Raw genomic sequence first — 25,905 nt, 5'->3', positions numbered from 1 at the left:
ACATGGTGCCTCCGATGCATTTTAGTACCACATAAGTGTGGCAGATCCTCGGTAGGGGGAATCCATGTCATTCGTTATGCTTTCGAGAGTAAAAATGGTAAAGAAGTTAAAATTAACAACTAATGAAATTGTTGACGCAATGGTTGCTTCTGTGTGTGAGATGTCAGATGCGGAACAGGTTTGGCGTGTTTTAATCGACCCATCAAAGCACAGTGAATATGATACTCAGTTTAATATGTATAGTGCTTTATTCGTATCTATCAGTCGTAGTAGTTATTCTACCTTGCTCATGGGGTTGTCGAGAGTATCTGATGATCAAAAGAACTCTGTAAATATCCTTAAGTTGCTAGATTTAGTTGAAGCACAAATCGGTGAGGATCTTACTCAAGAGCTTAGAGAAAAGTATTCATCATGCGATGACGTTTGGGTGAATATTAAGCACCCTCGTCATAATGTGTACGCACATGTTAGCGGCAATACTACAGAGCTCAGTGCTTATGAAAGAGCTGGAATTACGCCAAATGACCTGACTAAAGCATCAAATGTGGCAAAGGAAATAGTCCTTACTATTTATGAGTCTCTTGGTGGCAATGCCTCTAATTGTAGGCATGCGCACTTTGATGCTAGGCATGACCTGGATAAACTGTTTCGTAATTTAAAGGCTGGTAGAGAGGCAAGGCTCGCCACAATAAAAGCATTACAAACTGTTTAAGAGTGATTCGCAACGCGTGGCATTTTTACTATGCGTTAGTTTTAGTGTTTAAGGTGGTATACGGGAACTTCAGTATTGCGTTGTTCACACCTTAATTGGGCGTTAGAATTTTAAGGTGATGTATGTCAGAAGAGTGGGATTTCGAGAAATACCAAGAAAAGTTTTATTTTTATACAAAAAAAGAATTGAGCAATGATGATTTTTATAAAGTTGAAGAAATTGGAGAAATTCTACCATGCTTCGCTGATCTTCATTCAAAATGTCTACACGAAATTAGGGGAATTTTCGAAGTCAGTAGCCTACCTTTTTTTGTTGCTTTTCTGGCTTCAGGTATTAGTCAGACAACTCTCCAAAAAGAGTTAATCATCAGAGCTAAAGCAGGGTGTGAAAAGAGTAAAGAGTTTTCAGACTTCATATTTAAAGAAAAACTGTATTTAAAAGCACTTGATGCTGTTGTTCCAACATTTCAGCACCTTAGCGATGTAGAGCAAGTTAAAGAGAAGTACTATAAGTTATATAGTTCTATCCTAGCTAATGCATATGGCTGTATTGAAAAGTACTCAAAATTGTGCTTAAAAGAAATTGTAATTAAAGATTATGAATCAGCATTAACAGTCTTAAGCACTAGTGGATTGAAAATAGGATCATCTAGTTGTAATACACTATTAAACAAGATTAAAACACAACTTCTACAAGGGGGATTTACGCTAGAAGAACTTTATGACCTGCATATATTGAACAAAGGGTTTAATATTTCCCAGTACTCTTTAATATTCAAAGAACTATATGGTTTTTCAATATCTGAATCTGATTTGCTTCAACTGAAAAAAATTGAGTCAATAAGACATATTATCATCCATAGAAATGGTAAAATTGATGAGAAGTTTGTTTCAGAAGTTGATACCGAGCAGTGTGTTGGCGAAACTATTGATATTGGAGTTGATGAACTGAAAAATTTGTGTGGTGCTACCGTTGAGTATTTCTACAGTCTATTTTCTGTGCAAAATAAACAATTCTAACAAGCAATTTAAGAGGGACTCTCAACGCTTGGCACTTCAGATTGTTTATAACATAATGCTTTAGGTTTGGGGGGAGGCGTTGTTCACCCCTTAATTGGGCGTTAAGTTACTTTAAAATGTTAGGAAGGAATAATGGATAAGCTTTTATCACCATATTATCAAGCGATAGCCCAAAAAATCGATGCCGAAGTTTCAGATATCAATGATCTATTTGAGCATCAAGGGGTTAAAGGCGAAGGTAACGAAAATGTATTAGTGGAACTATTAGAGAAGTTCCTGCCTAAAAAGTATGCGATTGGGACTGGGGTTGTAGTAGATCACGAAGGGCAGCAAAGTAAGCAGTGTGACATCATCATTTATGACGCATTCAATTACCCTGAGATATTTGCTCAGACAGATGTTAAGTTTTTTCCAGTTGATTTTGTATATGCGGTAATTGAGGTTAAGACAACACTAAGCAAAAAGAAAATGACTGAAGCGATTGAAAATATCAAATCAGTAAAAAAGCTAAAATTTATAAAACAATCCTTTCGAGAAATGCCGGTAGATCCTGTTTATGAGTTAAATGCAGATACAGTTATGTGGAATACTGTTTCCACGACTTCACCTCAAGGGTATATTTTTGGTTTTTCAAGTTCAGCAAAGAAATTTACCACATTCCAAGATTGGTTTGAGGTTGGTGAAATTTATGAGCATACTCCAAGTCACGTTTTCTGCTTAGACCATGGTATCCTGCTGAATCATGTTGAAACTGGGGTGCATGGATTTATGTGTCCGTTGTATGACCAGGAAATGGATGGATATTATACTAATAAAGATGGCTCATTGTCCCTATGCAAAAATAAGCCTTTTATTACGGTAGATGGTAAAAAATATCCGTTGTCTGAGATGGGTAAACGAAAAATCGCAATAGATCAAAGTAAGGTACTACTGGAATTTCTAACAATATTAAATGAGCTTCTTTCATTTAAAAAACTGAGTCCAAATATTAATATATATAAAGAGTACTTACCAAAGGACTATAAGTTAAAGTTTGCACTAGACAATGGTGAATTAGTCGTTATCAGATAACTTAACAAAGCATTTAAGAGTGATTCGCAACGCTTCGCATTTTTGCTATGCGTTGCGTTTTTTGTTTAAGGTGGTATACGGGAGCTTCGACATTGCGTTGCACACACCTTAACAGCGCGTTAAGCTTCTTAGGAGTTACATTGGAAATATTATCCGTCGTTTCAACTTTATTTGCAGTATGGTTCGGTTATTGGCTTTCGAACTCCAAGCGAGAAAGACAAATCCAGAACATCAAAGGAAGTTTGTATTCAGAGTTGAAGTTAATCGAAGAAGAATTTTTAAGTTGGTACACAACAGCTTTGTTGAACGAATATGAAGCACCGGAGAGAACGGACTTTTCTTACCCTGTCGATATTGATTGGGATTACTTTAACTCGCTGCAACAAAATCTTGGAGAAAATGTTCTTCCAGAACATAGGCGCTTATTTAAGCGGATAAAAACCTATGAAGAGTCTATTAAAATAAACTCTAAAAATCGAAACGAGAAAGCTACTCAAAGTGATGGCTCAGTTGTATTTGTTGATTACCAACTAACAGCGCAGATCATTGTTCAAGTAAATCAAATTATTTACTTTGTTACCAAAGCTCTTTCGGAAAAAGAGTCATTTATTATGTCTTCAAACTACAACATGGAAGACGTGATGCTCAGTGTTCGAGCATCTCATAAGTGTGAGGTAACGAAAGAACAGATTGAAAGAATATTGCGCATAACTCAGAGCAAATAAGCCTAACAATAAATTTAAGAGTGAATCACAGCCAGCGTATAAAAGTGGGATAGGAGAGTCATACCTTTTTCTCGGTACCTTACAATAGGGATTCATTACCACAATTTGGAATTTTTGTTCTTATTATGCGGATGGTAACTCCCTAAGGCCTGCGTGAAGTGTTACTTGAATTTGGTCGGCACCCAAGGCTTGGCTGGCATACGACGACCGCCACGAAATGGCAGCGGATGCTCTTTAGGTGGGTAAAACTTTGGGGAATCAATTCGACCATGGCGTTCGACGAGCTGACGGTGTTCGTCTCGCCAATACGCAAAACTGAGCAATTCTTTCGGATTAAACTCGCGTCGTTCAGGCGTGATCAAGGTGGCACGGTCAAAGTGAACCCTAAATCCATTCCAACGATGGTCTAAAGGCAAATAACCGCGAGCGTGGATGTTCATCAATTTTTCGGCCATCGGGTTCACAGGGACTTCACCTGAGAGCCAACGTTGGACCGTGATCGGTTGAACGTGAAAAAAGGCCGCGGCGTCGTGGATACCATCAAAGTGATGATGCACGAGATCCGCAAAGTGTGGCGTGAGCATGTGATCTCCTTCAAAAATTAAGACAAGCGCGCAAAGTTTTTTTCCTCCTCATAAAGTGTGTTTGTAGTAGAAAGCCTCTGGAAACGGCGACACGTCAGCGTAAAAATCAGAGACACGAAAACCAAGTATAGCCAACAATATTGGACTCAACATGCATAAACGTGCAGCTAAAATCCATAAAACCAACGACATTAAGGACTTAATCCGGCGCTGTGTGCAAAATCTGCAAAGACTAAGGTGCTGAAACTTCTCAGATTTCAATCTCCATCACTGCGTATTATGTATATTATGTTAAATTGTCTTTGGTGTTTATAAGGCAGGTATCTTTGTATGACGCCCTGCCTCTTGTTTATCTATCAAATCGACGTTCTATTTAACAGTAAGGCTATTTACCATAAAATACCTAATAAACATATTTCCTAATCTTCGATTAAGAATACGTTTATTAGACTTCAAGCATTAATCGATCAATTGCTTCTGTGATCTCTTTGGTTCTTACTGGCTTGGTCACGAAATCATTCATGCCGACATCTAAGCACGAACATTTGTCTTCTACTGATGTGTGTGCTGTTAGCGCGACAATTGGTGTTTTGATGTTCGCGTCTCTCATGTATTTGGTTGTAGTTAATCCATCCATGACCGGCATCGACACATCCATTAAGATAATGTCTATCGAGTCATTGGCTCTTTCCACAAAACCAATCGCTTCCTCACCGTTGCTTGCGATGAAAACTTCGTGGCCTTGTCGCGTTAGGATTAATTTGATCACCATTTGATTGGTTGGATTGTCTTCGACAACTAACACTGAATAACGGCTTCTTAACTCTCGAGAAGATTCATCTTCGTTGTTGGCCAGATTATTCGTAACTCTAGTAAGCACTGGTAGTTGTACTTCGAATTTGGAACCTTTTCCAGGCTTACTCTTTACCGATATGCGCCCACGCATCAGCTCAACCAGTCTTTTAGTGATGGCCAAGCCTAAACCTGTGCCACCAAATCTACGTGTGATTGTGCTATCAGCTTGCACAAATGGACTGAACAGCGACGAAAGTTGTTGTGAGCTAATGCCAATCCCTGTGTCTTCTACTGTTATATAGAAAGAGCTCTGCTGGTACTTGATAGAAACATGGACATGCCCACGCTCTGTGAACTTAATCGCGTTACCAATCAGGTTAAATAGGATCTGTGCTAATCGGCTTGGGTCTATGTAATGAAGCTCACCCTCAGGGATATCGCTGGTTACTGTTAGCGACAAACCTTTATCGTCTGCTGTCTTCTTTTGTTCAGATAATACAAAAGTTACAGTGTCTCTTACATTGCTCCATTGAGGTGCTAGTGAGAAGCATCCAGATTCAATCTTAGAAAAATCCAGCACGTCACTGATAATTGCCAACAAAAGCTCAGATGATGTGCTCATATTAAGCAGTATAGACTGTTGCTCTTCGTCCAGTGATGTGGATTTTAGGGTGTCTATTAGGCCAATGATGGCATTTAGCGGTGTTCTTAGTTCATGGCTCATCATTGCGAGGAATTCAGACTTGGCCTTGTTCGCTCTTTCTGCGTCTTTTCTTGCTGTGACAAGCTCTGCTGTACGTTCTCGAACGGTTGCTTCAAGCTTTTCTTTGTTCTCAATATCGAAAACAGCACGCTCTATCAACGGTCGGAAACGGTTTAGTGTGGCCTTGGTTTCAATACTAAAGTGCTTGGTATTCGAGTGGATAAAGATGATGACGGATTGTGTTAGGCCGCTATCTATACCTGTAATCAGAACGGAGTTGATTTGGTCGAGAATAATGGGATGCAGAGAGTTGAATTCCCCAAGAGACTTGGGTTCGAAAAGAATGGCGCATTCACCATTAATGACTCGCGATAGCTTGCCACAATCGCTCCAATTCATCTGTTCGAAGACTTTGTTATTACTTAGCAGGGTTTTGAAACTGCCTTCGTTCCCTACCCTTGATACCACGATAAAGTCATCAAACTTAATGTATTTTTTGAGCACAAACTCAAGACTGGAGAATATCTCAGATATGTTACTTGCCTTACTGATCGCAGAGATGGTTGATAAGATCACCCTGTTCTCTTCAGCCAGTTTTCGCTCACGGGCTTTTAGTTTTTGCAGTTCAATACGAGCTTCTTGCAGCGCTTCTTGACCTTCAGAACCCATTACTTTTTCAACCTATAAAACGTTGCAGACGATACCATTAAATTCCCGTGTGCATTCTCACCACCAGAGAGCCTGCCTTGTTCACCAAACGTAAATGGACATATGTACGGAAGCCCATTAAGTGCTTGATTTATTTGCTCACAAACCTCATCCATATCTTGTTTAAGGTTCAACATTGGGCCTGCACAAAAGATATTGATCGCCCCTAGTTTCTCTTCAAGATCCATGTCGTTGTAGTATGAGGACTGAATGATATTCGCGGCGCGGCTAATCAATTGCTGCTTAGAACCTTGCATCAAGTAGATGGTGTCACCTTCACTGATGTCTGTGAATAGCTCAATCCCATTACATTCTGTCTCTCTGATCGAATGAGACAATTTGAAATATGGGTAATCGTATGAAGAGCCGACTTTCCTGCCTAGTGGGTAGACAGACGACTTTTCGAAGATATAACCATCATCACTGCCACCTAAGTGGAAATTTGTCCATTCGTTGTAAACGGTGACGGCTGGCCTGTGGTCTATCTCCAACAAAATTCGGTTTCTTACTTTGGTCACGGTGCCTGAATAGCGCGTAGGTGTATGACCGGCGCTGAAAGAGGAATAGATGGACTGAGACGCAAACACTACCGTCAAAGATACGCCATTTATAGACAGCGACTCTTCGGTGAAGATACTCCAGTTTCCTGAAACCTGATTGTCTGCAGCACTGCCACCAATAATTGGCACTTCAGTACCAAATTTCTTATCGATAGCCGCCATCACCTTTTCTTCGTTACCCGGTGTGGAATGCAACAAGATAAGATCAGGGATTTCACCTTCTCGGTTGGCGTTCTTGAGTGCTTTGTCTATCGCGTTGAAGGTACTGCGGCCGATGGAGTCGCTGAAATGTTCGATTCCCGTACCATAGGCGTTGATCCCCGAGTCATATATAATGAGGACGCCAATGACTGGACCAGAATGAAAACCAGTTTCGGTCATAATGCCATGACAAGTAGTACAGCCATGTATGGGAGTGTTCGGGAGAGCATCTACGAAATATCTCTGCACAGCGAGTGTCGAATACTCTTCTGTGCAGTAGCAAATAAGACAAGCAATATCGTCAGGGTTTTCCACCCCGCTGAGCAACTCATCTACTGCGATTTTATCGTCTAGGGAGTAAGAGACTTTTGATAGAAATTTCATAGATTCTGGGTAACTTTATTAATGCTCTCTTTATAACACTTTAATGCACTGTGTTTCACTGATTTGGTACATATTTCTATCAAAAGACCCGAGGCGTGCCCCAGTTTTATCTCTGTTACTCTTTGGACAAGTTTACAGAAAACGTGCTCACCTGTTGTGGAAATGTAACCGTTATTGAGGAGGTCTTATCATTAGTTTGTAACAGCCAATTTGATGGCCCTTTTTCTTCCAGAATTCCGCTTTCATTATAGCTAATGATAAATTTGCCAGTTTTAGATGTTTCGATCGAATACCCTAGGTTATCGCCCGAAATTAAAACATTATGATTATCAATACCAAATTCACAAGGTTTTGAAACTATACAGTTCACTGTTTCGTTATTATCGTATGTTACTGTTCTCCAAGTAAATGCAGCTATTAAAATAACCAACATGACGATAATTTGAACAAGCCTGCCTTTTGTTAGCTTTTGTGCCGCCATTATAATCTTTACTCCTTGTTACAAAGTTCAAAGTTTTTAAATAAAAATCCAATTCCAGACCAAGCGTAAGGTTACTACTCTGTCATTGATTTGTTAATTCAAGTATAGTGTCGCGTTGAAAATGCCACTTTTTTTTAAAATCAGCAAGTGGAAATAAAGCCCTGAATAGGCTGAATTTCCTTTTCTAATTTGGGTGGCATTACGACGTGAGTCGTGTTGGAAGTAAAGTGTAGTAAATAAGAAATTGGAAGCATGCAAATGAGCCAAGAAAAGCAGCTTGAACAAAACTACAACTATACGGTCGTCCGTCAATTTACCCTAGTTACAATTTTGTGGGGTATTGTCGGTATGGGCGTTGGTGTTTTGATTGCCGCTCAATTAGTTTGGCCACAGCTAAACTTTGATACGCCGTGGTTGACGTACAGTCGTTTACGTCCCCTGCATACTAATGCGGTTATTTTTGCGTTCGGTACAAGTGCGCTGTTTGCAACATCATATTATGTTGTACAACGTACCTGTCAGACGCGTCTCTTTGGTGGCCCTCTCGTAGCCTTTACCTTTTGGGGTTGGCAAGCGATTATCCTGTCCGCTGCAATTACTTTACCGTTAGGTTTAACCTCTGGTAAAGAATACGCAGAACTTGAATGGCCAATCGATATTGCTATTACTCTTGTGTGGGTAGCTTATGCGGTCGTGTTCTTCGGAACCATGATTAAACGTAAGACATCGCACATTTACGTAGCAAACTGGTTCTTCGGAGCCTTCATCATCACGGTTGCCGTGTTGCACATCGTTAACAGCCTTGCTGTTCCTGTCTCTGCGTTTAAATCGTACTCGATTTATTCCGGTGCGATCGATGCAATGGTGCAATGGTGGTACGGACACAATGCGGTAGGCTTCCTATTGACAGCTGGTTTCCTAGGTATGATGTACTACTTCGTTCCTAAACAAGCTGGTCGCCCTGTTTACTCTTACCGTTTGTCGATTGTTCACTTCTGGGCTCTCGTGTCTCTGTATATCTGGGCTGGTCCTCACCACCTACACTACACTGCACTTCCTGACTGGACTCAATCTCTAGGTATGGTTATGTCTTTGGTTCTGTTTGCTCCATCTTGGGGTGGCATGATCAACGGTATTATGACTCTATCTGGTGCGTGGCATAAGCTTCGCTACGACCCAATCCTACGTTTCCTAATCGTTTCTCTATCATTCTACGGCATGTCGACTTTCGAAGGCCCAATGATGGCAATCAAAACGGTTAACGCACTATCTCACTACACGGACTGGACTATCGGTCACGTTCACTCTGGTGCGTTAGGTTGGGTTGCAATGGTTTCTATCGGTTCGGTTTACCACTTAGTTCCTAAACTATTTGGTCAAGAGCGTATGTACTCTGTATCTCTAATCAATGTTCACTTCTGGTTGGCAACGATTGGTACGGTTTTCTACATTGTTGCAATGTGGATCTCTGGCGTGATGCAAGGTTTGATGTGGCGTGCAGTTAACTCTGACGGTACATTAACTTACAGCTTCGTAGAATCTGTAGAAGCGTCTTACCCGTTCTACTTTGTACGTTTCTTAGGTGGTTTCATCTTCCTATCTGGTATGTTCTTAATGGCATACAACACGTACAAAACTGTTTCTGCACCTAAAGATAGCCTTAAAGCTATCCCTCAACCGGCTTAAGGAGATTTAGAATGAGCTCAAATTCAAATAATCGCCATGAGTTGGTAGAGAAGAACGTTGGCTTACTAGCGATTCTTATCGTTATTGCTATCAGTTTTGGTGCTTTAGTAGAAATTACCCCACTTATTTTCCAAAAGCAGACTACTGAACCTGTAGAAAATCTACGTGTTTACTCTGCTCTGGAAATGGAAGGTCGTGATATCTACATTCGCGAAGGTTGTAACGTATGTCACAGCCAAATGATTCGTCCTTTCCGCTCTGAAACTGAACGTTACGGTCACTACTCTGTAGCTGGCGAAAGTGTTTGGGAACACCCATTCCTATGGGGTTCTAAGCGTACTGGTCCTGATCTAGCGCGTGTTGGTGATCGTTACTCTGATGAGTGGCACCGTGTTCACCTTATCGACCCTCGCGAACTTGTTCCTGAATCAAACATGCCTGGTTTCCCATGGCTTGCTGAGAATGTACTTGATGGCAAATTGACTAAACAGAAGCTTGAAATCTTCCGTAATCAATTTGGTGTTCCTTACACAGACGAACAAATTGCTAACGCTAAACAAGATGTTGAAGGAAAAACAGAGATGGATGCAATCATCGCTTACCTTCAATCGCTTGGCCACGCAATGAAATAAGGAATAATTATGGACATTATTACATTTCAAAGTGTTTGGACTGTTACTGTTTTTGCTTGTTTCATCGGCATCGTTTGGTGGGCTTTCGGTAAAAATCGTAAGTCGCGCTTCGACGAAGATGCAAACCTAGTGTTCGCTGATGAAGCACCTGCGAAAGATAAAAATCAAGGAGTGACGAAGTAATGAGTACATTCTGGAGTATTTGGGTAACAGTAATCACAATCGGTACATTGATTGGCTGTGCAGCCTTACTTCGTTGGTGTTCCAACGATAAAACAGGTGTAGAAGAAGGTCAGGATATGGGCCATGAATACGATGGTATTCGTGAGCTTAATAACCCGCTACCTAAATGGTGGACATACCTTTTCGTTAGCACAATTGTATTTGCAGCTGTTTATCTAGCTCTATACCCAGGCCTTGGCAACTTTAAAGGTCTACTAGGTTGGACGAGTTCAAACCAAACAGTTCGTAGCGTAGAAGAGTCTCGCTCTGCAATCGCTGCTGCGCAAGCAAACAAACAGTTAGACGCATACGCGAAAGAGCTTGATGATGCAGACACCTACTTTGGTGAAGCTTTCAGAAAGCTAGCTCACGACGAAAATGGTCTACGTTCTGTCCCTGACATTGCATCAGATGCTGATGCAATCAAAGTGGGCCAACGTTTGTTCCTACAAAACTGTTCTCAGTGTCACGGCTCTGATGCACGTGGTCAGAAAGGTTTCCCGAACCTAACTGATGACGCATGGCTATATGGTGGTGAACCACAAGCTATCGTGACTACCATCATGCATGGTCGTGTCGGTCAAATGCCAGGTTGGAAAGACGCTCTTGGCGAAGAAGGCGTAAAAGAAGTAGTTAGCTACACGCTTAGCCTTTCAGGTCGTAGCGTAAACGCACGTGAAGCAGAAGCTGGTAAAGCGCGCTTTGTAGTGTGTGCAGCGTGTCACGGTACTGATGGTAAGGGTAACCCTGCTGTTGGCGCACCTGACCTGACTGACCGTGACTGGCTATTCGGCGATTCTCGCGCTGATGTGACGGAAACAGTCATGTACGGACGTTCTGGTGTAATGCCGGCTTGGAAGGACATCCTCGGTGAGGATAAGGTTCAGCTCGTCTCTGCCTACGTCTGGAGCCTCAGCAACTCAGATAAAGAGTAACATAATAATAACAGCCCCTTCTTAAGGGGCTGTGTTTCTTTTACAGTTATAACCTTAAGTGTTTGTAAAAATTAGTTTTATTTCATTGTATATATTGAGAATAATAATATGGAACAACCTTGGTATAAGCAGTTTTGGCCGTGGTTTTTGATCTTCCTAACCGTTGGCGTTTCTATGCTAACATTGGTTCGAGTCGCGATACTTACCAACCATTCAGTTAACGTTGTCACTGAAGATTACTATAAAAAAGGTAAAGGTATTAATGTCGACATTTCAAAAGTAAACGTTGCTAAAGAGCTTGGCCTATCAGCTTCAGTTAGCGAGAAAGGTAACTCAGTTATCATTACCCTAGACAAAGGCAAGCTAGACCACTTCCCTGCTATTAGCGCAATGTTCGTGCACCGAACGCTGCCTGACCGTGATTTTACTCAGCTACTGACCGCTGATGCGAGAGGCAACTACACGTTGACTCTGGACCATGAAATGCAAGGTCCATGGTTTATCGAGCTTTCTCCGCATGATTCTGAATGGTTAGTGCAAGGTCGCATGAACTTCCCTATTGATACTCCTACTCAACTAACGAACTAAAGCTTATGTGTGAATCCTGTTATCACTGCGGTGAAGATGTACCAGCGGAAACGGATTTTAAAGTAGAAATCTTAGGATCGGTGCGACCTATGTGTTGTCCGGGTTGCGAAACCGTAGCCCAGACAATCGTTGATAGCGGTTTGGTCTCTTACTACCAATATCGTACCGCTCCAGCTGAAAAAGCGGATCTCGTGCCAGAGCAACTTCTGGCACTCAGTCATTACGACAACGAAGATGTTCAATTGGAGTTCGTCCGTAACTCTGAAAACACCTCTGAAGTGACATTGTCACTAGAAGGTGTCTCTTGTGCTGCTTGTGCATGGCTTATTGAGAAGCAAGTCTCTTCAAAATTAGGGGTTGTGAGTATTCGTGTTAATACCACGACTAACCGCGCCCTGCTCAGTTGGGACAACACTCAGACTAAACTGAGCGAGCTGTTGTCTGCAATCCATACCCTAGGCTACAAAGCCGCACCATTCGAGGCTGATCAACAAGAAGCCGCCTATCATCGTTCGATGAAGAATTATCTCTATCGTCTAGGTATTGCTGGTTTAGCAACCATGCAGGTCATGATGCTGGCTGTGGCGCTTTATCTTGAAGTCTTTGGTAACCTTGAGCCCGAATTCAAAAGTTACTTCCGTTGGGTGAGCTTAATCTTTGCAACACCGGTTCTGCTCTACTCTGCATTGCCTTTCTATATCAATGCGTGGCGTAGCCTCAAAGGTCGAACATTGGGTATGGATGTACCTGTGTCGATTGCTCTGTTGTTTGCCTATGTTGCAAGTTTGGTCGCAACGGTGACAGAGAAAGGTGAAGTCTTCTTCGAATCCATCTCGATGTTTACCTTCTTCCTACTGCTTGGTCGTTTCCTTGAAATGCGCGCTCGTCGTAAAGCAGCAGCTGCTAGTGGTAACCTGCTTAAGCTCGTTCCTGCTATGGCAACAACGTTAGATGGCGAACAAGTTCCGGTAAAAACCTTAAAAGTTGGCGACCAAATTCGCGTTCTTCCGGGTGAACACATTCCTGCCGATGGCAAAGTATTATCTGGCAGAGTCCATATTGATGAATCGATGCTGACTGGCGAATCTATCCATGTGGTCAAAAACGAAGGCGATACCGTCTTTGCTGGCACATTGAATGGTGATGAATCGTTTGAATTGGAAGTGATGACGTCAAAAGCGGATTCGGTGATTTCTAATATCGTTCGCCTGCAAGACGAAGCACAACTGTCTAAACCTCGCATCGCAGAAATTGCTGATGTTGTGGCTCGATACTTTGTTGCGGTGATCTTAATCATTTCGTTCGGTACTTGGTTCTACTGGCACCAAACACGACCAGAAGACGCTTTCTGGATCATGCTTTCGGTATTGGTTGCAACGTGTCCTTGTGCTCTGTCACTTGCAACACCGACGGCGATTACCTGTTCCACTTCTCGCATGGGTAACTTCGGTATTTTGCTGCGCAAAGGCCACGTATTCGAAACCTTGTGCAAAGTGAATCACTTGATCATCGATAAAACAGGCACATTGACTGAGGGTGATATTCGTATCAGCCAAGTTGAAACCTTCGCTGAACTTGATAAAGACACTTGTCTCAAAGTAGCGGCGAGCCTGGAACAATACGCTAACCACCCTATCGCTAAAGCGTTCAAGACTCATATTTCAGATGATATCGAAGTAGAGTCTGTCAATAACGTAATTGGTTCAGGCATCACTGGTGAGTGGAACGGCCAAGAAGTTGCGATTGGTAGTAGCGAATTCATTCTAGGTGAAGCTCAACCATCGGAAAGCAACGGCATTTACTTGTCGATGGCGGGTCGTCATATCGCGACATTTACTTATGAAGATCCAATCCGTAAAGAAAGCATTGAGTTTATTAAGCAATTTAAAGAAGCGGGAATCAAAACGACTCTGCTTACTGGCGATTCTTTGCTTAACGCGAAGCCTGTTGCTGAAGAGATCGGTATTACAGACATTGTTGCTAACGCGAAGCCTGAAGATAAACTTGCTTACTTGAACTCTCGAGATGCAAGTGACATTACCATGATGGTTGGCGATGGCATTAACGATGCCCCTATTCTTGCGGGTGCTCACCTTTCCGTTGCTATGGGCGGCGGTACGGATGTGGCGAAAGCTTCTGCGGATATGGTGTTGTTGGGTGATAAGCTCGATAGATTACTTAAGTCGCGTACTTTGGCGTTAAAAACGCGTAAGATAATCCGTGAAAACCTAGCTTGGTCATTAGGGTATAACTTACTCATTCTTCCATTGGCTGTTGCAGGTTTGGTTGCTCCATACATTGCCGTTGTTGGCATGTCTGCCAGCTCTATTATTGTTGTGTCTAACTCGTTAAGGCTTTTAAAAGAGCAAGGTAAATAATGGAAAGTTTATACATCCTGATTCCCATTGCGATTGTACTAGTGTGCATCGCTGTTGGTATTTTTCTATGGGCGGTGAAGAGCGAACAGTTTGAAGACTTAGAACGTCAAGGCCACAACATTCTATTTGATGAAGACGAAAAGGCTCACAACCATTCTGATAGCAAACCTGTCAATAATGAGAAAGCTTACAGCGAAAGCCAAACTAACGTAGACAAAAAGAACGATGACGCCTGATTGGATCGGAGCCTTTGTTGTTGGATTGATCGGCGCAGGCCACTGCATGGGAATGTGTGGTGGTATTGCGTCGCTTCTTTCGATTGGCAACAGTAAACCTTCCCCTGTTATTCCCCTACTTTATAATCTAGGACGCTTGCTAAGTTATGCCGTGATTGGTGGTGTGATCGGCGGTGCAATCTCTTCGATAGGTCAGCTAAGCGATTTTAACGCTCTGCTGGGTTGGCTGCGATTATTTGCTGCTGGCTTTATGATCGTCTTAGGTTTGTATATCGGTAAATGGTGGTTCGGCTTGTTGTTCTTTGAAAAAGTCGGACAGAAGCTATGGCGCTATATCTCTCCTTTAGGTAAATCATTTCTACCATTAAAGCACCCTAGCCACGCTTTGCCGTTTGGCTTTATTTGGGGTTGGCTACCATGTGGCTTAGTTTACTCAATGCTTACGTGGGCGGCCGTATCAGGAAGTTGGTACAACGGAGCCGGTATCATGCTTGCTTTCGGTTTAGGTACGCTTCCAGCAATGCTCACCGTTGGCATGGGCGCTAATTTCCTCAAAAAACTGCAACAAGCTGACTTACTTCGCCAATTAGGCGCAATTTTAATCCTCCTATATGGTTTCTATACCGGATATATGGCATTGCAGCTCATTATTTATACCGTATAGGCAATCTTTAAATCCGGTTTTTTTACTACCCAACTGGATAAAGGAATGCTAAAATATTGACGTATATCAAATAGTGAAAGATTGTTATGATTTCTGAAAAGCCTGTGACGAAACGTGTTCAGTCTGGTGGCTGTGCGATCCATTGCCAGGATTGTAGTATTAGCCAGCTCTGTATTCCGTTTACTTTGAATGAATCTGAACTCGATCAACTTGATCAGATCATTGAGAGAAAAAAGCCTATTCAAAAAGGCCAAGAGTTATTTAAAGCCGGTGACGAGCTTAAATCTCTATATGCTATTCGCTCTGGAACGATCAAGAGCTACACGATTACCGAGCAAGGTGATGAGCAGATTACTGCATTCCATCTAGCGGGCGATCTTGTTGGCTTCGATGCGATTACTGGTGACCAACACCCTAGTTTCGCACAAGCGCTAGAAACTTCTATGGTATGTGAAATCCCATATGAGATTCTTGATGACCTATCAGGAAAAATGCCTAAATTGCGTCAGCAAATTATGCGCCTGATGAGTAACGAGATTAAAGGTGACCAAGAAATGATTCTGCTTCTTTCTAAGAAGAACGCGGAAGAGCGTCTTGCTGCATTCCTTTACAACCTTTCTACTCGCTTCTCTCAACGTGGCTTCAGCCCGCGTGAGTTCCGCCTAACGATGACTCGTGGCGATATTGGTAACTACCTTGGTTTGACTGTTGAAACGATCAGCCGTCTTCTAGGTCGTTTCCAAAAAGCAGACATCTTGAGCGTTAAAGGCAAATATATCACTATCGAAGATCACGATGCGTTGATGGAACTTGCTGGCGTTTCAAAAGAATAGTCTAGATATCAATGATGTAGTTCAATAATGAGCTACATCATGTTTCTCTCTTAAAACCTCTTATATTTCTCTTAATCTCTCCATAACTACGCTACATTATTTATATGTTCGGTCTGAAAAGTAGGCTTAGTTATGAGTATCTATAACAAAATTTTAGTTGTCGCAGACATTAATCACGACGAGCAACCTGCTCTAGTTCGTGCTATCCAACTTGCTAAGAAAAGCACCTCAACAAGCCACATCACTTTCTTTTTGTCGATATACGACTTCTCGTATGAAATGACATCTATGCTCTCTATCGATGAAAGAGACGCAATGCGCAAAGGGGTAATTCATCAACGCGAAATTTGGATGAATAAAGTCGCAGAACCTTACCTAGATGATTCTATTGAATTTAACGTACAAGTGGTTTGGCACAACCGCCCGTACGAAGCGATCATAGCCGAGGTTTACAGTGGCGAACACGACATCTTAATCAAAGGCACGCGTAAGCATGATACTTTGGAGTCTGTCATCTTTACTCCAACCGATTGGCATCTGTTGAGAAAGTGCCCTAGTCCAGTGCTATTGGTTAAAAACGATTTCTGGCCAGATCACGCGAAGATTTTTGCTTCAGTTCATGTAGGTTCTGAAACAGAAGCTCATTTAGAGCTTAACGATACGATGGTCGACAGATTGCTAGAGATCACCGGTCGTTTGGATGCGGAACCGTTCTTGGTGAATGCCTACCCAGTGACACCTGCGAATATCACCATTGAACTGCCAGAGTTTGATCCAACGTCTTATACTGACGCGGTTCGTGGCCATCACTTAACGGCGATGAAAGCATTGCGCCAGAAGCATGGTATGTGTGAAGAACAAACTGTGGTTGAGCAAGGCTTGCCTGAAGATGTTATTCCTCGTGTCGCTTCTGAAAATAACGCTGCTATGGTGATCCTAGGCACAACGGGTCGTACTGGCTTGTCTGCCGTGTTTATTGGTAATACAGCGGAACATGTTATCGATAAGATTAACTGTGATGTGTTGGCTCTTAAACCGTCTGGTTACGTGAGCCCACTAGACCCTAACCTTTCGAAAGGTTAAGTCAGAGACAAGTTTAACTTATAAAAAAACGCCTCAAGCATTGCTTGAGGCGTTTTTGTTTATTCTGTGGATACAGAAAACCACGGGTTTACCCGTGGATGAATGCCTTTGTAGGCGGTACGATGGCTAAATGCAATATTACACCTCCTCCCACAGTGTCTATTACACGAAATATCACATAGTTTGGGTGACTAAGTACCGTCGGAAAATCCTGAATCCTGGTATGTGCAGCTACCTACGGAAGGTAATGCCAAAGTTACTGCGAAGTTTACCTGGCGTTGAGATCGAGACGATAGGCTTTGATGAAGATCATCTGCATATGATGATGCTTATCCCACCGAAATACAGCATTTCAGACGTCATGGGTAAACTAAAAAGCCAATCGTCGCATCACATGCGAAAAACGTTCAGTTGGCTAAGTAAGGTTTACTGGAAAGAGAACATTGTTTGGTCGCCAGGTTACTTTGTCAGTAGCGTAGGCGTGAATGAACAGGTTATAGCGAATTATGTTAGGCATCAGGGCGAAAAGGATTCTGGTCAACTCCGCATGGAGTTGTAACAGTAAGTACCCCGTGCATGCACGGGGGTATCTACCTAGAGCAACGCCATTCCAAACACAGAATGGCTAGCAGCATCTTTATCTAATCAAATGGCTAAACATTCGTTACGTCGATGAACATTGACTCATCAATGTTAGAAGATGAAATTTCAGCTTCTTCGAATTCGTACGCTTTGCGGTCTTCACTACGGTCTAGTGGAAGGTTCACGAAGTCAAACAGCTCGCGGTCAGCCAGTTGGCTTGGGCTTACGTTCTGGATTGACTTGAAGATCTTCTCAACACGACCTGGCGTTTTCTTATCCCAATCAATTAACATCGCTTTAATGTTCTGACGCTGTAGATTCTCTTGAGAGCCACATAGGTTACAAGGAATGATTGGGAACTCTTTGTGTTCAGCGTATTTGATTAGGTCCGTTTCACGACAGTAAGTCAGTGGACGAATAACAACGTTACGACCATCATCTGAACGAAGCTTTGGTGGCATAGCCTTTAGGCGTGCACCGTGGAACATGTTTAGGAACATGGTCTCAACGATGTCGTCTAGGTGGTGACCCAGAGCGATCTTAGTTGCACCAATCTTCTCTGCGAATGAGTACAAAGTACCACGACGAAGACGAGAGCATAGGCCACACGTTGTTTTACCTTCTGGCACTTTCTCTTTAACCACTGAATACGTATCTTTATCTACGATGTAGTAAGGAATGTTCAGCGTTTCAAAGTACTCAGGAAGAATGTGTTCAGGGAACCCAGGTTGTTTTTGATCTAGGTTTACTGCCACAACATCAAATTTGATCGGTGCTGCTTCACGTAAACGTAGCAAAATGTCTAGCATCGCAAATGAATCTTTACCGCCACTAATACATGCCATTACTACGTCATTCTCTTCGATCATGTTGTAGTCGATGATGGCATTTCCAACATTTCTTCTCAGACGTTTCTGAAGTTTGTTGAATTCAAGTGTTTCTTTTCTATTATCGTTTTGGTTCATTGCGACTCTCACACCGTCGTATTACCGACTGTAGATTGCTAGTGGGACTGTTTTAGGGCGTGGATTATACGGATTTTTATTTGATGTTGAAATAGTAACGGCAGTATAAACAAGCTGAGTAATAGAAAGATTCTGCTTTTGTTGTTCGATAAGCGCCCTAAACGGTAGAGAAACGCGGCTTCACAAGCTCTCGGTTTGTATTGCAGATAAAGAAAAGCAGCCTGTTCTTATTCGATGAGGCTGCTTTAAGATATGTCATGAAAGCTTAGAGGAATAATTTCGCTAAGCTTTTACTTCACTAACAATGATTCCGTTAAAAATTATTGCGCGGGAATGTACGGCAATACGCGGACTGTTGGTTCTGGTAACGTGATGCTGTCACTTCCATTCAGTTCTTCTAAGGTGAATTTCGCTCGCCCTTCTTTGACTGGTAGTTGCTTACCATTTGAAAGCTCGATGTTACCTTCCAGCTTATTAGCGAACTCTAGCGTTAGCCCTTGGATATCTGGCGTGAACCAACCAGAGAACATGCCGCTGACGTCTTCAAGCATCGCCTGCATCTGTGGTAATAGGTTTTCTATCTGTGCAACTTCTACTGTGCCAGCTAAAGGCTCTTGAGTCATCACAACTAAAGAATACGCACATTCTTGTTCCTGAGTTTGTACAAAGATAAGAGGATTTGCTGAGCGTAGGTTTTGATCTACCGGTAGAAGCAGTTCATTGGCTGGAGAGACTTTTAGCTCTTCGTAGTGCTCTTCTTTTTCCATCCAAGCTTTGCTGATGTGACAGGTTTGCTGAGCTTGTTGATCAACAAAGAAGACCGCAACTTTGACATCATCATGCCCTTCTTTGGTGTTGTTTTTCAGCTGAGTATAAAGCTTAGAATACGTGAATATGTATTCTTGCGCTGAAGCAGGAAGAGAAACCCCAAGGCTTAATGAGGCTAATAAAGCGAGTGCTGTCTTTTTCATTATTATAATCTTGTCGAAGTTGAGCGTTTATAAATAGAAAGAGCAGCCAATGAGCTGCTCTTTTGGTGATATTACTTGGTGTAAGCCGACTATCGAAGGCAACCAAGTTGGTATCAAAATGAGTTACTTTTTCCAGTATACCTCGTTGTGACGGATCATAGCTTGTAAATCAGTCACATAGTCGGAACCTCGCTCAGAATATTTTAACAAGCCATTGGTGAGCTCTGTCGCCGTTGCGGTTGTTAAAAGGTCATCACCTTGCGCAGCAAGTTTTGCACGAATCGCTCTTAGATCGGCGTAAGCACGATTACGATTAAGGTTCATGAAGTAACGATGTACGGATTCTTGGCTTGAAGAGAATGTGGCGACTTCATGCGAGCTACCTTCGTTACGTTGTAGCGGAACAAGGCCACAACCTTTGGTGTAACACCAGTGTCCAAAATAGTTGTTCGCTTTAGTCGCGAAACGTGACGTTCCCCAAGCTGACTCATTCGCAGCTTGTGTCAGTACAAGCGCCTCTGGCAGCACATTGACGCGGTTAAGCATCTCTGTCAGCCATGCCTGAACCAAACCTTCACTAGGTACTGGCAGGCTGTACAACTTCCCTAACCTTTTCGCATAAGACGCGTCTTCAGAATCAATATTGCTTAAACCAGACTCAGAGAGCTTAGATAAAAACGCGCGCTCTTTGGTGATACGCTTGTTTTCAATATTGATGCTTGGACGTAGGAACGAAAAGAACGTGTCCTTTTTCTCATTCACATCTTCGATGGCCGCAAAGTTCGGTGTGCTCGAAGAAACCGTCAAGTCACCAAACTGGTCAGCTGAATTGGAGCTCTGCTCTGTCGTACGTCGACGCTCTTCTTCTTGGTAAATATAAGGACCAATCAGTGAAATAGAGCCAACAAGAGCCAGTGCCGTCACTTTAAGCGCAAGTGATTTACTTGTGCTTGCCTGTGTGTCTTTATGCATCGAACACCTGTGGGTTTTTGTTATTGTCGTCGTTATTGCTGTCGTTGTTATCGTCATCGCTCTTTGGACGATCCGAAGCAATCAGTTTCAACTTGATGCCAAACATTTCACGGTAAAGGATACCTTTCACGTGGAAGAAGAACGGAAGAACGAAGATTAAGCCAATGCCGTACATCATCGCAGCCACGATGAACATCAACATAACCATCAGGTAAATAGACGCGACTACGAAGATCTTCTTATTTACTGCTCTTAATGAAAGCAGCAGCGATTGCATTGGCGGCACTTTCTTATCACAAATCAGCAGAATTGAATGGCTGAACGCAAGCGAGAAGTAAATCGACAAGAACGGCAGAATCATACCTGCGATGCCTTGAAGCATTAGGCTAAACAAAGTCACTAGAATCACGGGAACCGTAAACTGCAAACCTTTACCGATGTGGCGTACTTTGGTTTGTAGGCCAGCGGCGTGGCTCATTGCCATTAAACAGATACCAGCATAGATAGGCGCGCTGATCACTTCATAGCTAAAGTTCGCAATAAAAATCGATTCAACGATTTGTGGCGTAAACGACTCTGGGTCGATAACTGCATCCAAGATAACCGCAGGATCACCAAGCTGTAGTTTTAATGCGATATAAAAGATAGCGAGCTGGACAAACATCAAAGCAATAATCGCTGGGGAAAACGAAAGAAAGTGACTTATTGTATGTTTCCAAGCTTCTTGGAATACAGCCGTTGCTTTGAGCTCATAATCGCCAGAAAGTGCACGGTTGATACTACCGCCCAAATTAAAATCTTTTTCGATGTCGTTGTTCATATTGATACCTAGGTGTGCCGATTAAGCGAAGCCACCTAACTTATTGATAAAAAATTACCTTCATTATACTCATATGTCGGATACAAACTAAAATATGAATCTGTAACAAGGCTTGCTTTTGCGTCTTAATGGTTAATAATTAGACACTTGTTAGGGTGTAAACCCAGTAAATAACAGTATGGTAAAGGATGTTTACTTTTACCTGCGAAATTTTTTATCTTCGAAAGGTAAAAAATGCTTTGAATTCACGTTTTTGGTGATTATGATGCGCGCCTCAAAGGTGTATAGCAACAGGTCTCAAATAGAACCAAGGTGGAGAAAAACAGACGTTGAACGCTAAAAAATCAGTAGGAAAGCCAGTAGTACAGCTAACTGGCATCAGTAAAAGTTTCGATGGTAAGGAAGTCATCGGCAATCTGGATTTAAACGTAAATCATGGTGAGTTTCTCACGATTTTAGGCCCATCAGGTTGTGGTAAAACAACCGTGCTAAGAATGATTGCGGGTTTTGAAACGGCAGATAGTGGTCAAATACTATTAGCTGAACAAAACGTAACCCAAGTTCCTGCTGAACAAAGGCATGTAAACACTGTATTCCAAAGCTATGCCCTATTCCCGCATATGACCGTTTTCGACAATGTGGCATTTGGCTTACGCATGCAGAAAGTTCCAAACAGCGAGATTGAACCTCGTGTAATGGATGCTTTGAAAATGGTGCGCCTAGAACAAATGGCACAACGAAAGCCACACCAGCTATCTGGTGGCCAACAGCAACGTATCGCAATCGCTCGTGCTGTCGTTAATAAGCCTAAAGTTCTTTTGTTGGATGAATCTCTATCTGCTCTGGATTACAAACTACGTAAACAGATGCAAATCGAGCTGAAACAATTACAACGCCAACTTGGTATCACGTTCATTTTTGTAACGCATGACCAAGAAGAAGCGCTGTCTATGTCTGACCGTATTATTGTTATGCGTGATGGTGTGATTGAACAAGACGGAACACCAAGAGAGATCTACGAAGAGCCTAAGAACCTATTTGTAGCGCGTTTCATTGGTGAAATTAACGTATTCGAAGCGACAGCGAAATCTCGTCAAGATGAAAAACGCATTGTTGCGACAATCGAAGGTGAAGAGTCCATTATCTATCACGATAAAGACGTAACACCGGGTCAAAAACTGCAAGTATTGCTTCGCCCTGAAGATCTTCGAATCGAAGAAATTAAAGAGTCTGAGCAACGCGGTATTGTTGGCCACATTGTCGAGCGAACCTATAAAGGCATGACATTAGATTCAGTCGTAGAACTTGAATCTGGTATGCGTGTCATGGTTAGCGAATTCTTCAACGAAGATGACCCTGATGTTGATCACTCACTGGGCCAAAAAGTTGCAGTAACTTGGGTTGAGAGCTGGGAAGTGGTATTAGAAGATGAGCAAGAAGTTTAATTTACAAAACGCAATTGTTGCTTTAATCACAGGTTGGTTAGTGCTGTTCGTGATGATTCCAAACATCATGATCATTGGTACTAGCTTCTTAACTCGTGATGAAGCGAACTTGATCGAGATGACCTTCACTCTCGATAACTACGTGCGTTTGGCTGACCCGCTGTATTTTAAAGTGTTGATGCACTCTTTCTATATGGCAATTGTCGCAACCCTACTTTGTTTAGTTATTGGTTACCCGTTCGCTTACATCGTGGCAAAAATGCCTGCGAAGTGGCGTCCAATCATGTTGTTCCTAGTGATAGTGCCATTCTGGACTAACTCTTTGATTCGTACATACGGATTGAAAATTGTACTGGGTACGCAAGGTGTCTTGAACAAAAGCTTGTTAGCGCTCGATATCATTGATAAACCGCTACGTATCATGTACTCAGAAACCGCAGTAATGATCGGTTTAGTGTACATCCTACTTCCGTTTATGATTCTGCCGCTGTATTCAGCGATTGAAAAACTTGACGATACGTACTTAGAAGCGGCTAAAGATTTAGGTGCGAACAAACTGCAAACGCTATTGAAAGTTGTACTGCCACTAACAATGCCGGGCATTATTGGCGGCTGTTTATTAGTACTACTGCCAGCGTTAGGTATGTTCTACATCTCTGACCTATTAGGCGGAGCTAAGAACCTATTGATTGGTAACGTGATTAAGAGCCAAGTGCTCAACGCTCGAGACTGGCCGTTTGGCGCAGCGACGAGTATCGCACTGACCATGGCAATGGCTGTGATGCTGTATGCCTACTACCGAGCAGGTAAGCTATTGAACAAGAAAGTGGAGCTAGACTAATGGGTCGCACAGTTAAGTTCAGCTTTATGGCGCTGGTATACGCCTTTCTATACCTACCTATTATCGTATTGATCGCTAACTCGTTTAATGCCAATAAGTTTGGTATGAAATGGGGTGGCTTCACCACTAAATGGTATGACGCGCTTATTAACAACGACAGCCTAATGCAGGCTGCGTGGCACTCGATCAACGTAGCGGTGTTCTCTGCAACAGCTGCAACGATTGTCGGGAGCCTTACAGCAGTAGCCCTATTCCGTTACCAATTCAAAGGTAAAGGCATCGTAAATGGCATGCTGTTCATCGTAATGATGTCTCCAGATATCGTAATGGCGATTTCGCTTCTTGCGCTATTCTTGGTAATGGGTGTTCAACTGGGCTTCTTTACCCTACTTGCTGCTCACATTACCTTCTGTCTACCGTTCGTTGTAGTAACGGTATACAGTCGCTTGAATGGCTTTGATGTGAAGATGCTAGAAGCCGCAAAAGACTTAGGCGCAAGTGAATGGACGATTCTAAAGCAGATCATTCTACCTCTTGCTAAGCCAGCGGTTGCTGCGGGTTGGTTATTGAGCTTCACTCTGTCTTTGGACGATGTGATCATCAGCTCTTTCGTAACAGGCCCAACGTATGAAATATTACCACTGAAGATTTACTCAATGGTTAAAGTGGGTATCTCTCCTGAGGTAAATGCCCTAGCAACAGTGATGTTAGTGGTGTCGTTGATACTGGTGATCATTTCTCAGTTATTAGCGAGAGAAAAAATCAAGTAAGTCTCCTACTCTGTATAGAGACTGGCTTGATAAGAAGTTAAGAGACTTCAAGTTCAAAAAAGTGTTAATCATAAACAGAATGGTAAATTGCCATTCTGTTTTTCTATCTACTGCCTTCGGGCAACGTTTAGTTTGGAGCTAACGTCAATGAAAAAATGGGCTACTCTATTAGCTGGTAGTGCATGTGCGCTTTCAATGTTATCTGCACCATCATTTGCAAAAGATAACAAAGAATTGGTATTTATGAACTGGGGACCTTACATCAACAGTGAGATTCTAGAACAGTTCACTGATGAAACTGGTATCAAGGTTATCTACTCGACTTACGAGTCGAACGAAACCCTGTACGCAAAGCTAAAAACACACAACAAAGGCTACGACCTAGTTGTGCCGTCGACTTACTTCGTATCTAAGATGCGTGACGAAGGTATGCTACAAAAGATCGACAAAACTAAGCTGAACAACTTCAAGAATCTAGATACTAACTACCTAGATAAGCCGTACGACCCAAGCAACGACTACTCTATTCCACACGTCGTTGCGATCACAGGTCTTGCTGTTAACACTGACATGTACGACCCAGAAGATTTCCAAAGCTGGGCTGATCTATGGAAGCCAGAGCTTGAAGGTCAACTGATGATGATGGACGACACTCGTGAAGTGTTCCACATCGCACTACGTAAGTTAGGTTACTCTGGTAACACGACTAACGAAAAAGAGATCGACGAGGCTTACGCTGAGCTGCGTAAGCTAATGCCGAACGTTCTAGTATTTAACTCAGACAACCCAGGCGCGCCTTACATGTCTGGTGAAGTCGGTCTTGGTATGCTGTGGAACGGTTCTGCTGCTGCAGCGCAAAACGAAGGTCTACCAATCAAACTGGTTTTCCCTAAAGAAGGCGGCATCGGTTGGGTTGATAACTTTGCGATTAGCTCTGGTGCGGTAAACGTAGAAGCGGCTCATAAGATGATCGACTTCCTACTTCGCCCTGAAATTGCTGAGCAGATTTCTCGTGACACAGGCTACCTAACAGCCGTTAAAGCGTCTAACGAGAAGTTCAAAGACAGCCCTGCGCTATTCCCATCGCAAGAAGACCTTGATCGTGTTGAATGGCAAGCTGCGGTTGGCGATAAGACAGTGAAGTACGAAGATTACTTCATGAAACTTAAAGCAGGTCAGTAATTTAGCTTATTATCTCATGGCAACTAAGTAACTGGTTTACTTAACAAGCCGATATAGAGATTCAATAAGTTAAAAATAAGAATATCAATGAATAGGCAGCTTAGGCTGCCTATTTTATTATATCGCTGCTATAATATGGCACGATTTTTCGAAATCC

At 42.5% G+C, this 25,905-nt stretch carries 27 protein-coding genes; 19 read left to right on the top strand and 8 right to left on the bottom strand.

Annotated elements, in window-relative coordinates; genetic code table 11:
• The first annotated feature begins 94 nt into the window (after positions 1-94).
• From MSG36_RS20525 to MSG36_RS20500, 4 genes are all read left to right on the top strand, one after another.
• Entirely contained in the window at positions 95-712 is a 618-nt protein-coding gene (locus tag MSG36_RS20525) for a hypothetical protein (protein WP_248369542.1), read from the top strand.
• A gap of 122 nt (positions 713-834) precedes the next feature.
• Positions 835-1,731: a hypothetical protein gene (locus MSG36_RS20515; RefSeq protein WP_248369538.1), complete on the top strand. Its 897-nt coding sequence runs from the start codon at positions 835-837 to the stop codon at positions 1,729-1,731.
• A gap of 132 nt (positions 1,732-1,863) precedes the next feature.
• Entirely contained in the window at positions 1,864-2,802 is a 939-nt protein-coding gene (locus MSG36_RS20510; RefSeq protein ID WP_248369536.1) for a DUF6602 domain-containing protein, read from the top strand.
• A gap of 140 nt (positions 2,803-2,942) precedes the next feature.
• Complete coding sequence (locus MSG36_RS20500) at positions 2,943-3,527, top strand: hypothetical protein (RefSeq protein WP_248369532.1); 585 nt, start codon at positions 2,943-2,945, stop codon at positions 3,525-3,527.
• 161 nt (positions 3,528-3,688) lie between these two features.
• Here MSG36_RS20500 and MSG36_RS20495 read toward each other — a convergent pair whose 3' ends face one another.
• From MSG36_RS20495 to MSG36_RS20480, 4 genes are all read right to left on the bottom strand, one after another.
• Entirely contained in the window at positions 3,689-4,111 is a 423-nt protein-coding gene (locus MSG36_RS20495) for a phage protein (protein WP_048612102.1), read from the bottom strand.
• A 445-nt stretch (positions 4,112-4,556) separates the two neighbouring features.
• Positions 4,557-6,278: an ATP-binding protein gene (locus tag MSG36_RS20490; RefSeq protein ID WP_248369530.1), complete on the bottom strand. Its 1,722-nt coding sequence runs from the start codon at positions 6,276-6,278 to the stop codon at positions 4,557-4,559.
• Positions 6,278-7,462 (bottom strand): FIST N-terminal domain-containing protein, encoded by a 1,185-nt coding sequence (locus MSG36_RS20485; RefSeq protein WP_052878447.1) that lies wholly within the window; start codon positions 7,460-7,462, stop codon positions 6,278-6,280. Before MSG36_RS20485 ends, MSG36_RS20490 begins: the two co-directional genes overlap by 1 nt.
• Before the next feature lie 115 nt (positions 7,463-7,577).
• Positions 7,578-7,943, bottom strand: coding sequence for a hypothetical protein (locus tag MSG36_RS20480; protein WP_048610975.1), 366 nt, complete (start codon positions 7,941-7,943; stop codon positions 7,578-7,580).
• Between the two features lie 252 nt (positions 7,944-8,195).
• On the opposite strand from MSG36_RS20480, the gene ccoN reads away from it, so the two are divergent.
• From ccoN to tnpA, 11 genes are all read left to right on the top strand, one after another.
• Positions 8,196-9,629 carry a cytochrome-c oxidase, cbb3-type subunit I gene (gene ccoN, locus MSG36_RS20475; RefSeq protein ID WP_009846707.1) on the top strand — a complete coding sequence of 478 codons (1,434 nt, stop codon included), beginning with the start codon at positions 8,196-8,198 and terminating at the stop codon, positions 9,627-9,629.
• An 11-nt stretch (positions 9,630-9,640) separates the two neighbouring features.
• A complete protein-coding gene (gene ccoO / locus MSG36_RS20470) occupies positions 9,641-10,261 on the top strand; it encodes a cytochrome-c oxidase, cbb3-type subunit II (RefSeq protein WP_017059643.1) in 621 nt (206 codons plus the stop codon).
• Positions 10,262-10,270: 9 nt separating this feature from the next.
• Positions 10,271-10,444: a CcoQ/FixQ family Cbb3-type cytochrome c oxidase assembly chaperone gene (locus MSG36_RS20465; protein WP_004733679.1), complete on the top strand. Its 174-nt coding sequence runs from the start codon at positions 10,271-10,273 to the stop codon at positions 10,442-10,444.
• Positions 10,444-11,418, top strand: coding sequence for a cytochrome-c oxidase, cbb3-type subunit III (ccoP, locus tag MSG36_RS20460; RefSeq protein ID WP_017063857.1), 975 nt, complete (start codon positions 10,444-10,446; stop codon positions 11,416-11,418). The genes MSG36_RS20465 and ccoP overlap by 1 nt, the downstream gene beginning before the upstream one ends.
• Positions 11,419-11,526: 108 nt before the next feature.
• Complete coding sequence (locus MSG36_RS20455) at positions 11,527-12,006, top strand: FixH family protein (protein WP_017059641.1); 480 nt, start codon at positions 11,527-11,529, stop codon at positions 12,004-12,006.
• 5 nt (positions 12,007-12,011) lie between these two features.
• Positions 12,012-14,384, top strand: coding sequence for a heavy metal translocating P-type ATPase metal-binding domain-containing protein (locus MSG36_RS20450; protein WP_248369527.1), 2,373 nt, complete (start codon positions 12,012-12,014; stop codon positions 14,382-14,384).
• Positions 14,384-14,620 carry a cbb3-type cytochrome oxidase assembly protein CcoS gene (gene ccoS, locus MSG36_RS20445; protein WP_248369525.1) on the top strand — a complete coding sequence of 79 codons (237 nt, stop codon included), beginning with the start codon at positions 14,384-14,386 and terminating at the stop codon, positions 14,618-14,620. The genes MSG36_RS20450 and ccoS overlap by 1 nt, the downstream gene beginning before the upstream one ends.
• Positions 14,610-15,284 (top strand): sulfite exporter TauE/SafE family protein, encoded by a 675-nt coding sequence (locus MSG36_RS20440; protein ID WP_248369523.1) that lies wholly within the window; start codon positions 14,610-14,612, stop codon positions 15,282-15,284. Before ccoS ends, MSG36_RS20440 begins: the two co-directional genes overlap by 11 nt.
• An 86-nt stretch (positions 15,285-15,370) precedes the next feature.
• Positions 15,371-16,117 carry an FNR family transcription factor gene (locus tag MSG36_RS20435; RefSeq protein WP_017059637.1) on the top strand — a complete coding sequence of 249 codons (747 nt, stop codon included), beginning with the start codon at positions 15,371-15,373 and terminating at the stop codon, positions 16,115-16,117.
• Positions 16,118-16,249: 132 nt separating this feature from the next.
• Entirely contained in the window at positions 16,250-17,200 is a 951-nt protein-coding gene (gene uspE / locus MSG36_RS20430) for a universal stress protein UspE (protein ID WP_017070547.1), read from the top strand.
• 130 nt (positions 17,201-17,330) lie between these two features.
• Positions 17,331-17,759: an IS200/IS605 family transposase gene (tnpA, locus tag MSG36_RS20425; RefSeq protein WP_048667491.1), complete on the top strand. Its 429-nt coding sequence runs from the start codon at positions 17,331-17,333 to the stop codon at positions 17,757-17,759.
• Positions 17,760-17,853: 94 nt separating this feature from the next.
• On the opposite strand, the gene ttcA is transcribed toward tnpA, so the two are convergent.
• The 4 genes from ttcA to MSG36_RS20405 form a co-directional block, all read right to left on the bottom strand.
• Positions 17,854-18,747, bottom strand: coding sequence for a tRNA 2-thiocytidine(32) synthetase TtcA (gene ttcA, locus MSG36_RS20420; RefSeq protein WP_017059635.1), 894 nt, complete (start codon positions 18,745-18,747; stop codon positions 17,854-17,856).
• Between the two features lie 320 nt (positions 18,748-19,067).
• Positions 19,068-19,718, bottom strand: coding sequence for a DUF2987 domain-containing protein (locus MSG36_RS20415; protein ID WP_248369520.1), 651 nt, complete (start codon positions 19,716-19,718; stop codon positions 19,068-19,070).
• Between the two features lie 123 nt (positions 19,719-19,841).
• Positions 19,842-20,690: a glucosaminidase domain-containing protein gene (locus tag MSG36_RS20410; RefSeq protein WP_248369517.1), complete on the bottom strand. Its 849-nt coding sequence runs from the start codon at positions 20,688-20,690 to the stop codon at positions 19,842-19,844.
• The gene (locus MSG36_RS20405; RefSeq protein ID WP_048612081.1) at positions 20,683-21,510 is read right to left on the bottom strand and encodes a hypothetical protein; all 828 of its coding nucleotides are present in this window, start codon (positions 21,508-21,510) and stop codon (positions 20,683-20,685) included. The genes MSG36_RS20410 and MSG36_RS20405 overlap by 8 nt, the downstream gene beginning before the upstream one ends.
• Positions 21,511-21,839: 329 nt before the next feature.
• Here MSG36_RS20405 and potA point away from each other — a divergent pair, with 329 nt between their 5' ends.
• The 4 genes from potA (at position 21,840) to MSG36_RS20385 (ending at position 25,748) form a co-directional block, all read left to right on the top strand.
• Complete coding sequence (potA, locus tag MSG36_RS20400; protein WP_017059631.1) at positions 21,840-22,955, top strand: spermidine/putrescine ABC transporter ATP-binding protein PotA; 1,116 nt, start codon at positions 21,840-21,842, stop codon at positions 22,953-22,955.
• A complete protein-coding gene (gene potB / locus MSG36_RS20395; RefSeq protein WP_248369514.1) occupies positions 22,939-23,796 on the top strand; it encodes a spermidine/putrescine ABC transporter permease PotB in 858 nt (285 codons plus the stop codon). Before potA ends, potB begins: the two co-directional genes overlap by 17 nt.
• Positions 23,796-24,566 carry a spermidine/putrescine ABC transporter permease PotC gene (potC, locus tag MSG36_RS20390; RefSeq protein WP_004733706.1) on the top strand — a complete coding sequence of 257 codons (771 nt, stop codon included), beginning with the start codon at positions 23,796-23,798 and terminating at the stop codon, positions 24,564-24,566. Before potB ends, potC begins: the two co-directional genes overlap by 1 nt.
• 147 nt (positions 24,567-24,713) lie before the next feature.
• Entirely contained in the window at positions 24,714-25,748 is a 1,035-nt protein-coding gene (locus tag MSG36_RS20385; RefSeq protein WP_048610987.1) for an extracellular solute-binding protein, read from the top strand.
• Positions 25,749-25,905: the final 157 nt, after the last annotated feature.

It is taken from the genome of Vibrio sp. 1CM8B (genome assembly GCF_023161685.1).
Taxonomy (GTDB): Bacteria; Pseudomonadota; Gammaproteobacteria; order Enterobacterales; family Vibrionaceae; genus Vibrio; species Vibrio coralliirubri.
Note: the sequence above shows the minus strand (reverse complement) of the source record. Positions and strands in the feature narration are given on the sequence as shown.

Bases quoted from the DNA above. Each gene is read 5' to 3' on its own strand.
- MSG36_RS20525 (WP_248369542.1), top strand. From the start codon at position 95: ATGGTAAAGAAGTTAAAATTAACAACTAATGAAATTGTTGACGCAATG.
- MSG36_RS20515 (WP_248369538.1), top strand. From the start codon at position 835: ATGTCAGAAGAGTGGGATTTCGAGAAATACCAAGAAAAGTTTTATTTT.
- MSG36_RS20510 (WP_248369536.1), top strand. From the start codon at position 1,864: ATGGATAAGCTTTTATCACCATATTATCAAGCGATAGCCCAAAAAATC.
- MSG36_RS20495 (WP_048612102.1), bottom strand. From the start codon at position 4,111: ATGCTCACGCCACACTTTGCGGATCTCGTGCATCATCACTTTGATGGT.
- MSG36_RS20490 (WP_248369530.1), bottom strand. From the start codon at position 6,278: ATGGGTTCTGAAGGTCAAGAAGCGCTGCAAGAAGCTCGTATTGAACTG.
- MSG36_RS20485 (WP_052878447.1), bottom strand. From the start codon at position 7,462: ATGAAATTTCTATCAAAAGTCTCTTACTCCCTAGACGATAAAATCGCA.
- MSG36_RS20480 (WP_048610975.1), bottom strand. From the start codon at position 7,943: ATGGCGGCACAAAAGCTAACAAAAGGCAGGCTTGTTCAAATTATCGTC.
- ccoN (WP_009846707.1), top strand. From the start codon at position 8,196: ATGCAAATGAGCCAAGAAAAGCAGCTTGAACAAAACTACAACTATACG.
- ccoO (WP_017059643.1), top strand. From the start codon at position 9,641: ATGAGCTCAAATTCAAATAATCGCCATGAGTTGGTAGAGAAGAACGTT.
- MSG36_RS20465 (WP_004733679.1), top strand. From the start codon at position 10,271: ATGGACATTATTACATTTCAAAGTGTTTGGACTGTTACTGTTTTTGCT.
- ccoP (WP_017063857.1), top strand. From the start codon at position 10,444: ATGAGTACATTCTGGAGTATTTGGGTAACAGTAATCACAATCGGTACA.
- MSG36_RS20455 (WP_017059641.1), top strand. From the start codon at position 11,527: ATGGAACAACCTTGGTATAAGCAGTTTTGGCCGTGGTTTTTGATCTTC.
- MSG36_RS20450 (WP_248369527.1), top strand. From the start codon at position 12,012: ATGTGTGAATCCTGTTATCACTGCGGTGAAGATGTACCAGCGGAAACG.
- ccoS (WP_248369525.1), top strand. From the start codon at position 14,384: ATGGAAAGTTTATACATCCTGATTCCCATTGCGATTGTACTAGTGTGC.
- MSG36_RS20440 (WP_248369523.1), top strand. From the start codon at position 14,610: ATGACGCCTGATTGGATCGGAGCCTTTGTTGTTGGATTGATCGGCGCA.
- MSG36_RS20435 (WP_017059637.1), top strand. From the start codon at position 15,371: ATGATTTCTGAAAAGCCTGTGACGAAACGTGTTCAGTCTGGTGGCTGT.
- uspE (WP_017070547.1), top strand. From the start codon at position 16,250: ATGAGTATCTATAACAAAATTTTAGTTGTCGCAGACATTAATCACGAC.
- tnpA (WP_048667491.1), top strand. From the start codon at position 17,331: ATGCAATATTACACCTCCTCCCACAGTGTCTATTACACGAAATATCAC.
- ttcA (WP_017059635.1), bottom strand. From the start codon at position 18,747: ATGAACCAAAACGATAATAGAAAAGAAACACTTGAATTCAACAAACTT.
- MSG36_RS20415 (WP_248369520.1), bottom strand. From the start codon at position 19,718: ATGAAAAAGACAGCACTCGCTTTATTAGCCTCATTAAGCCTTGGGGTT.
- MSG36_RS20410 (WP_248369517.1), bottom strand. From the start codon at position 20,690: ATGCATAAAGACACACAGGCAAGCACAAGTAAATCACTTGCGCTTAAA.
- MSG36_RS20405 (WP_048612081.1), bottom strand. From the start codon at position 21,510: ATGAACAACGACATCGAAAAAGATTTTAATTTGGGCGGTAGTATCAAC.
- potB (WP_248369514.1), top strand. From the start codon at position 22,939: ATGAGCAAGAAGTTTAATTTACAAAACGCAATTGTTGCTTTAATCACA.
- potC (WP_004733706.1), top strand. From the start codon at position 23,796: ATGGGTCGCACAGTTAAGTTCAGCTTTATGGCGCTGGTATACGCCTTT.
- MSG36_RS20385 (WP_048610987.1), top strand. From the start codon at position 24,714: ATGAAAAAATGGGCTACTCTATTAGCTGGTAGTGCATGTGCGCTTTCA.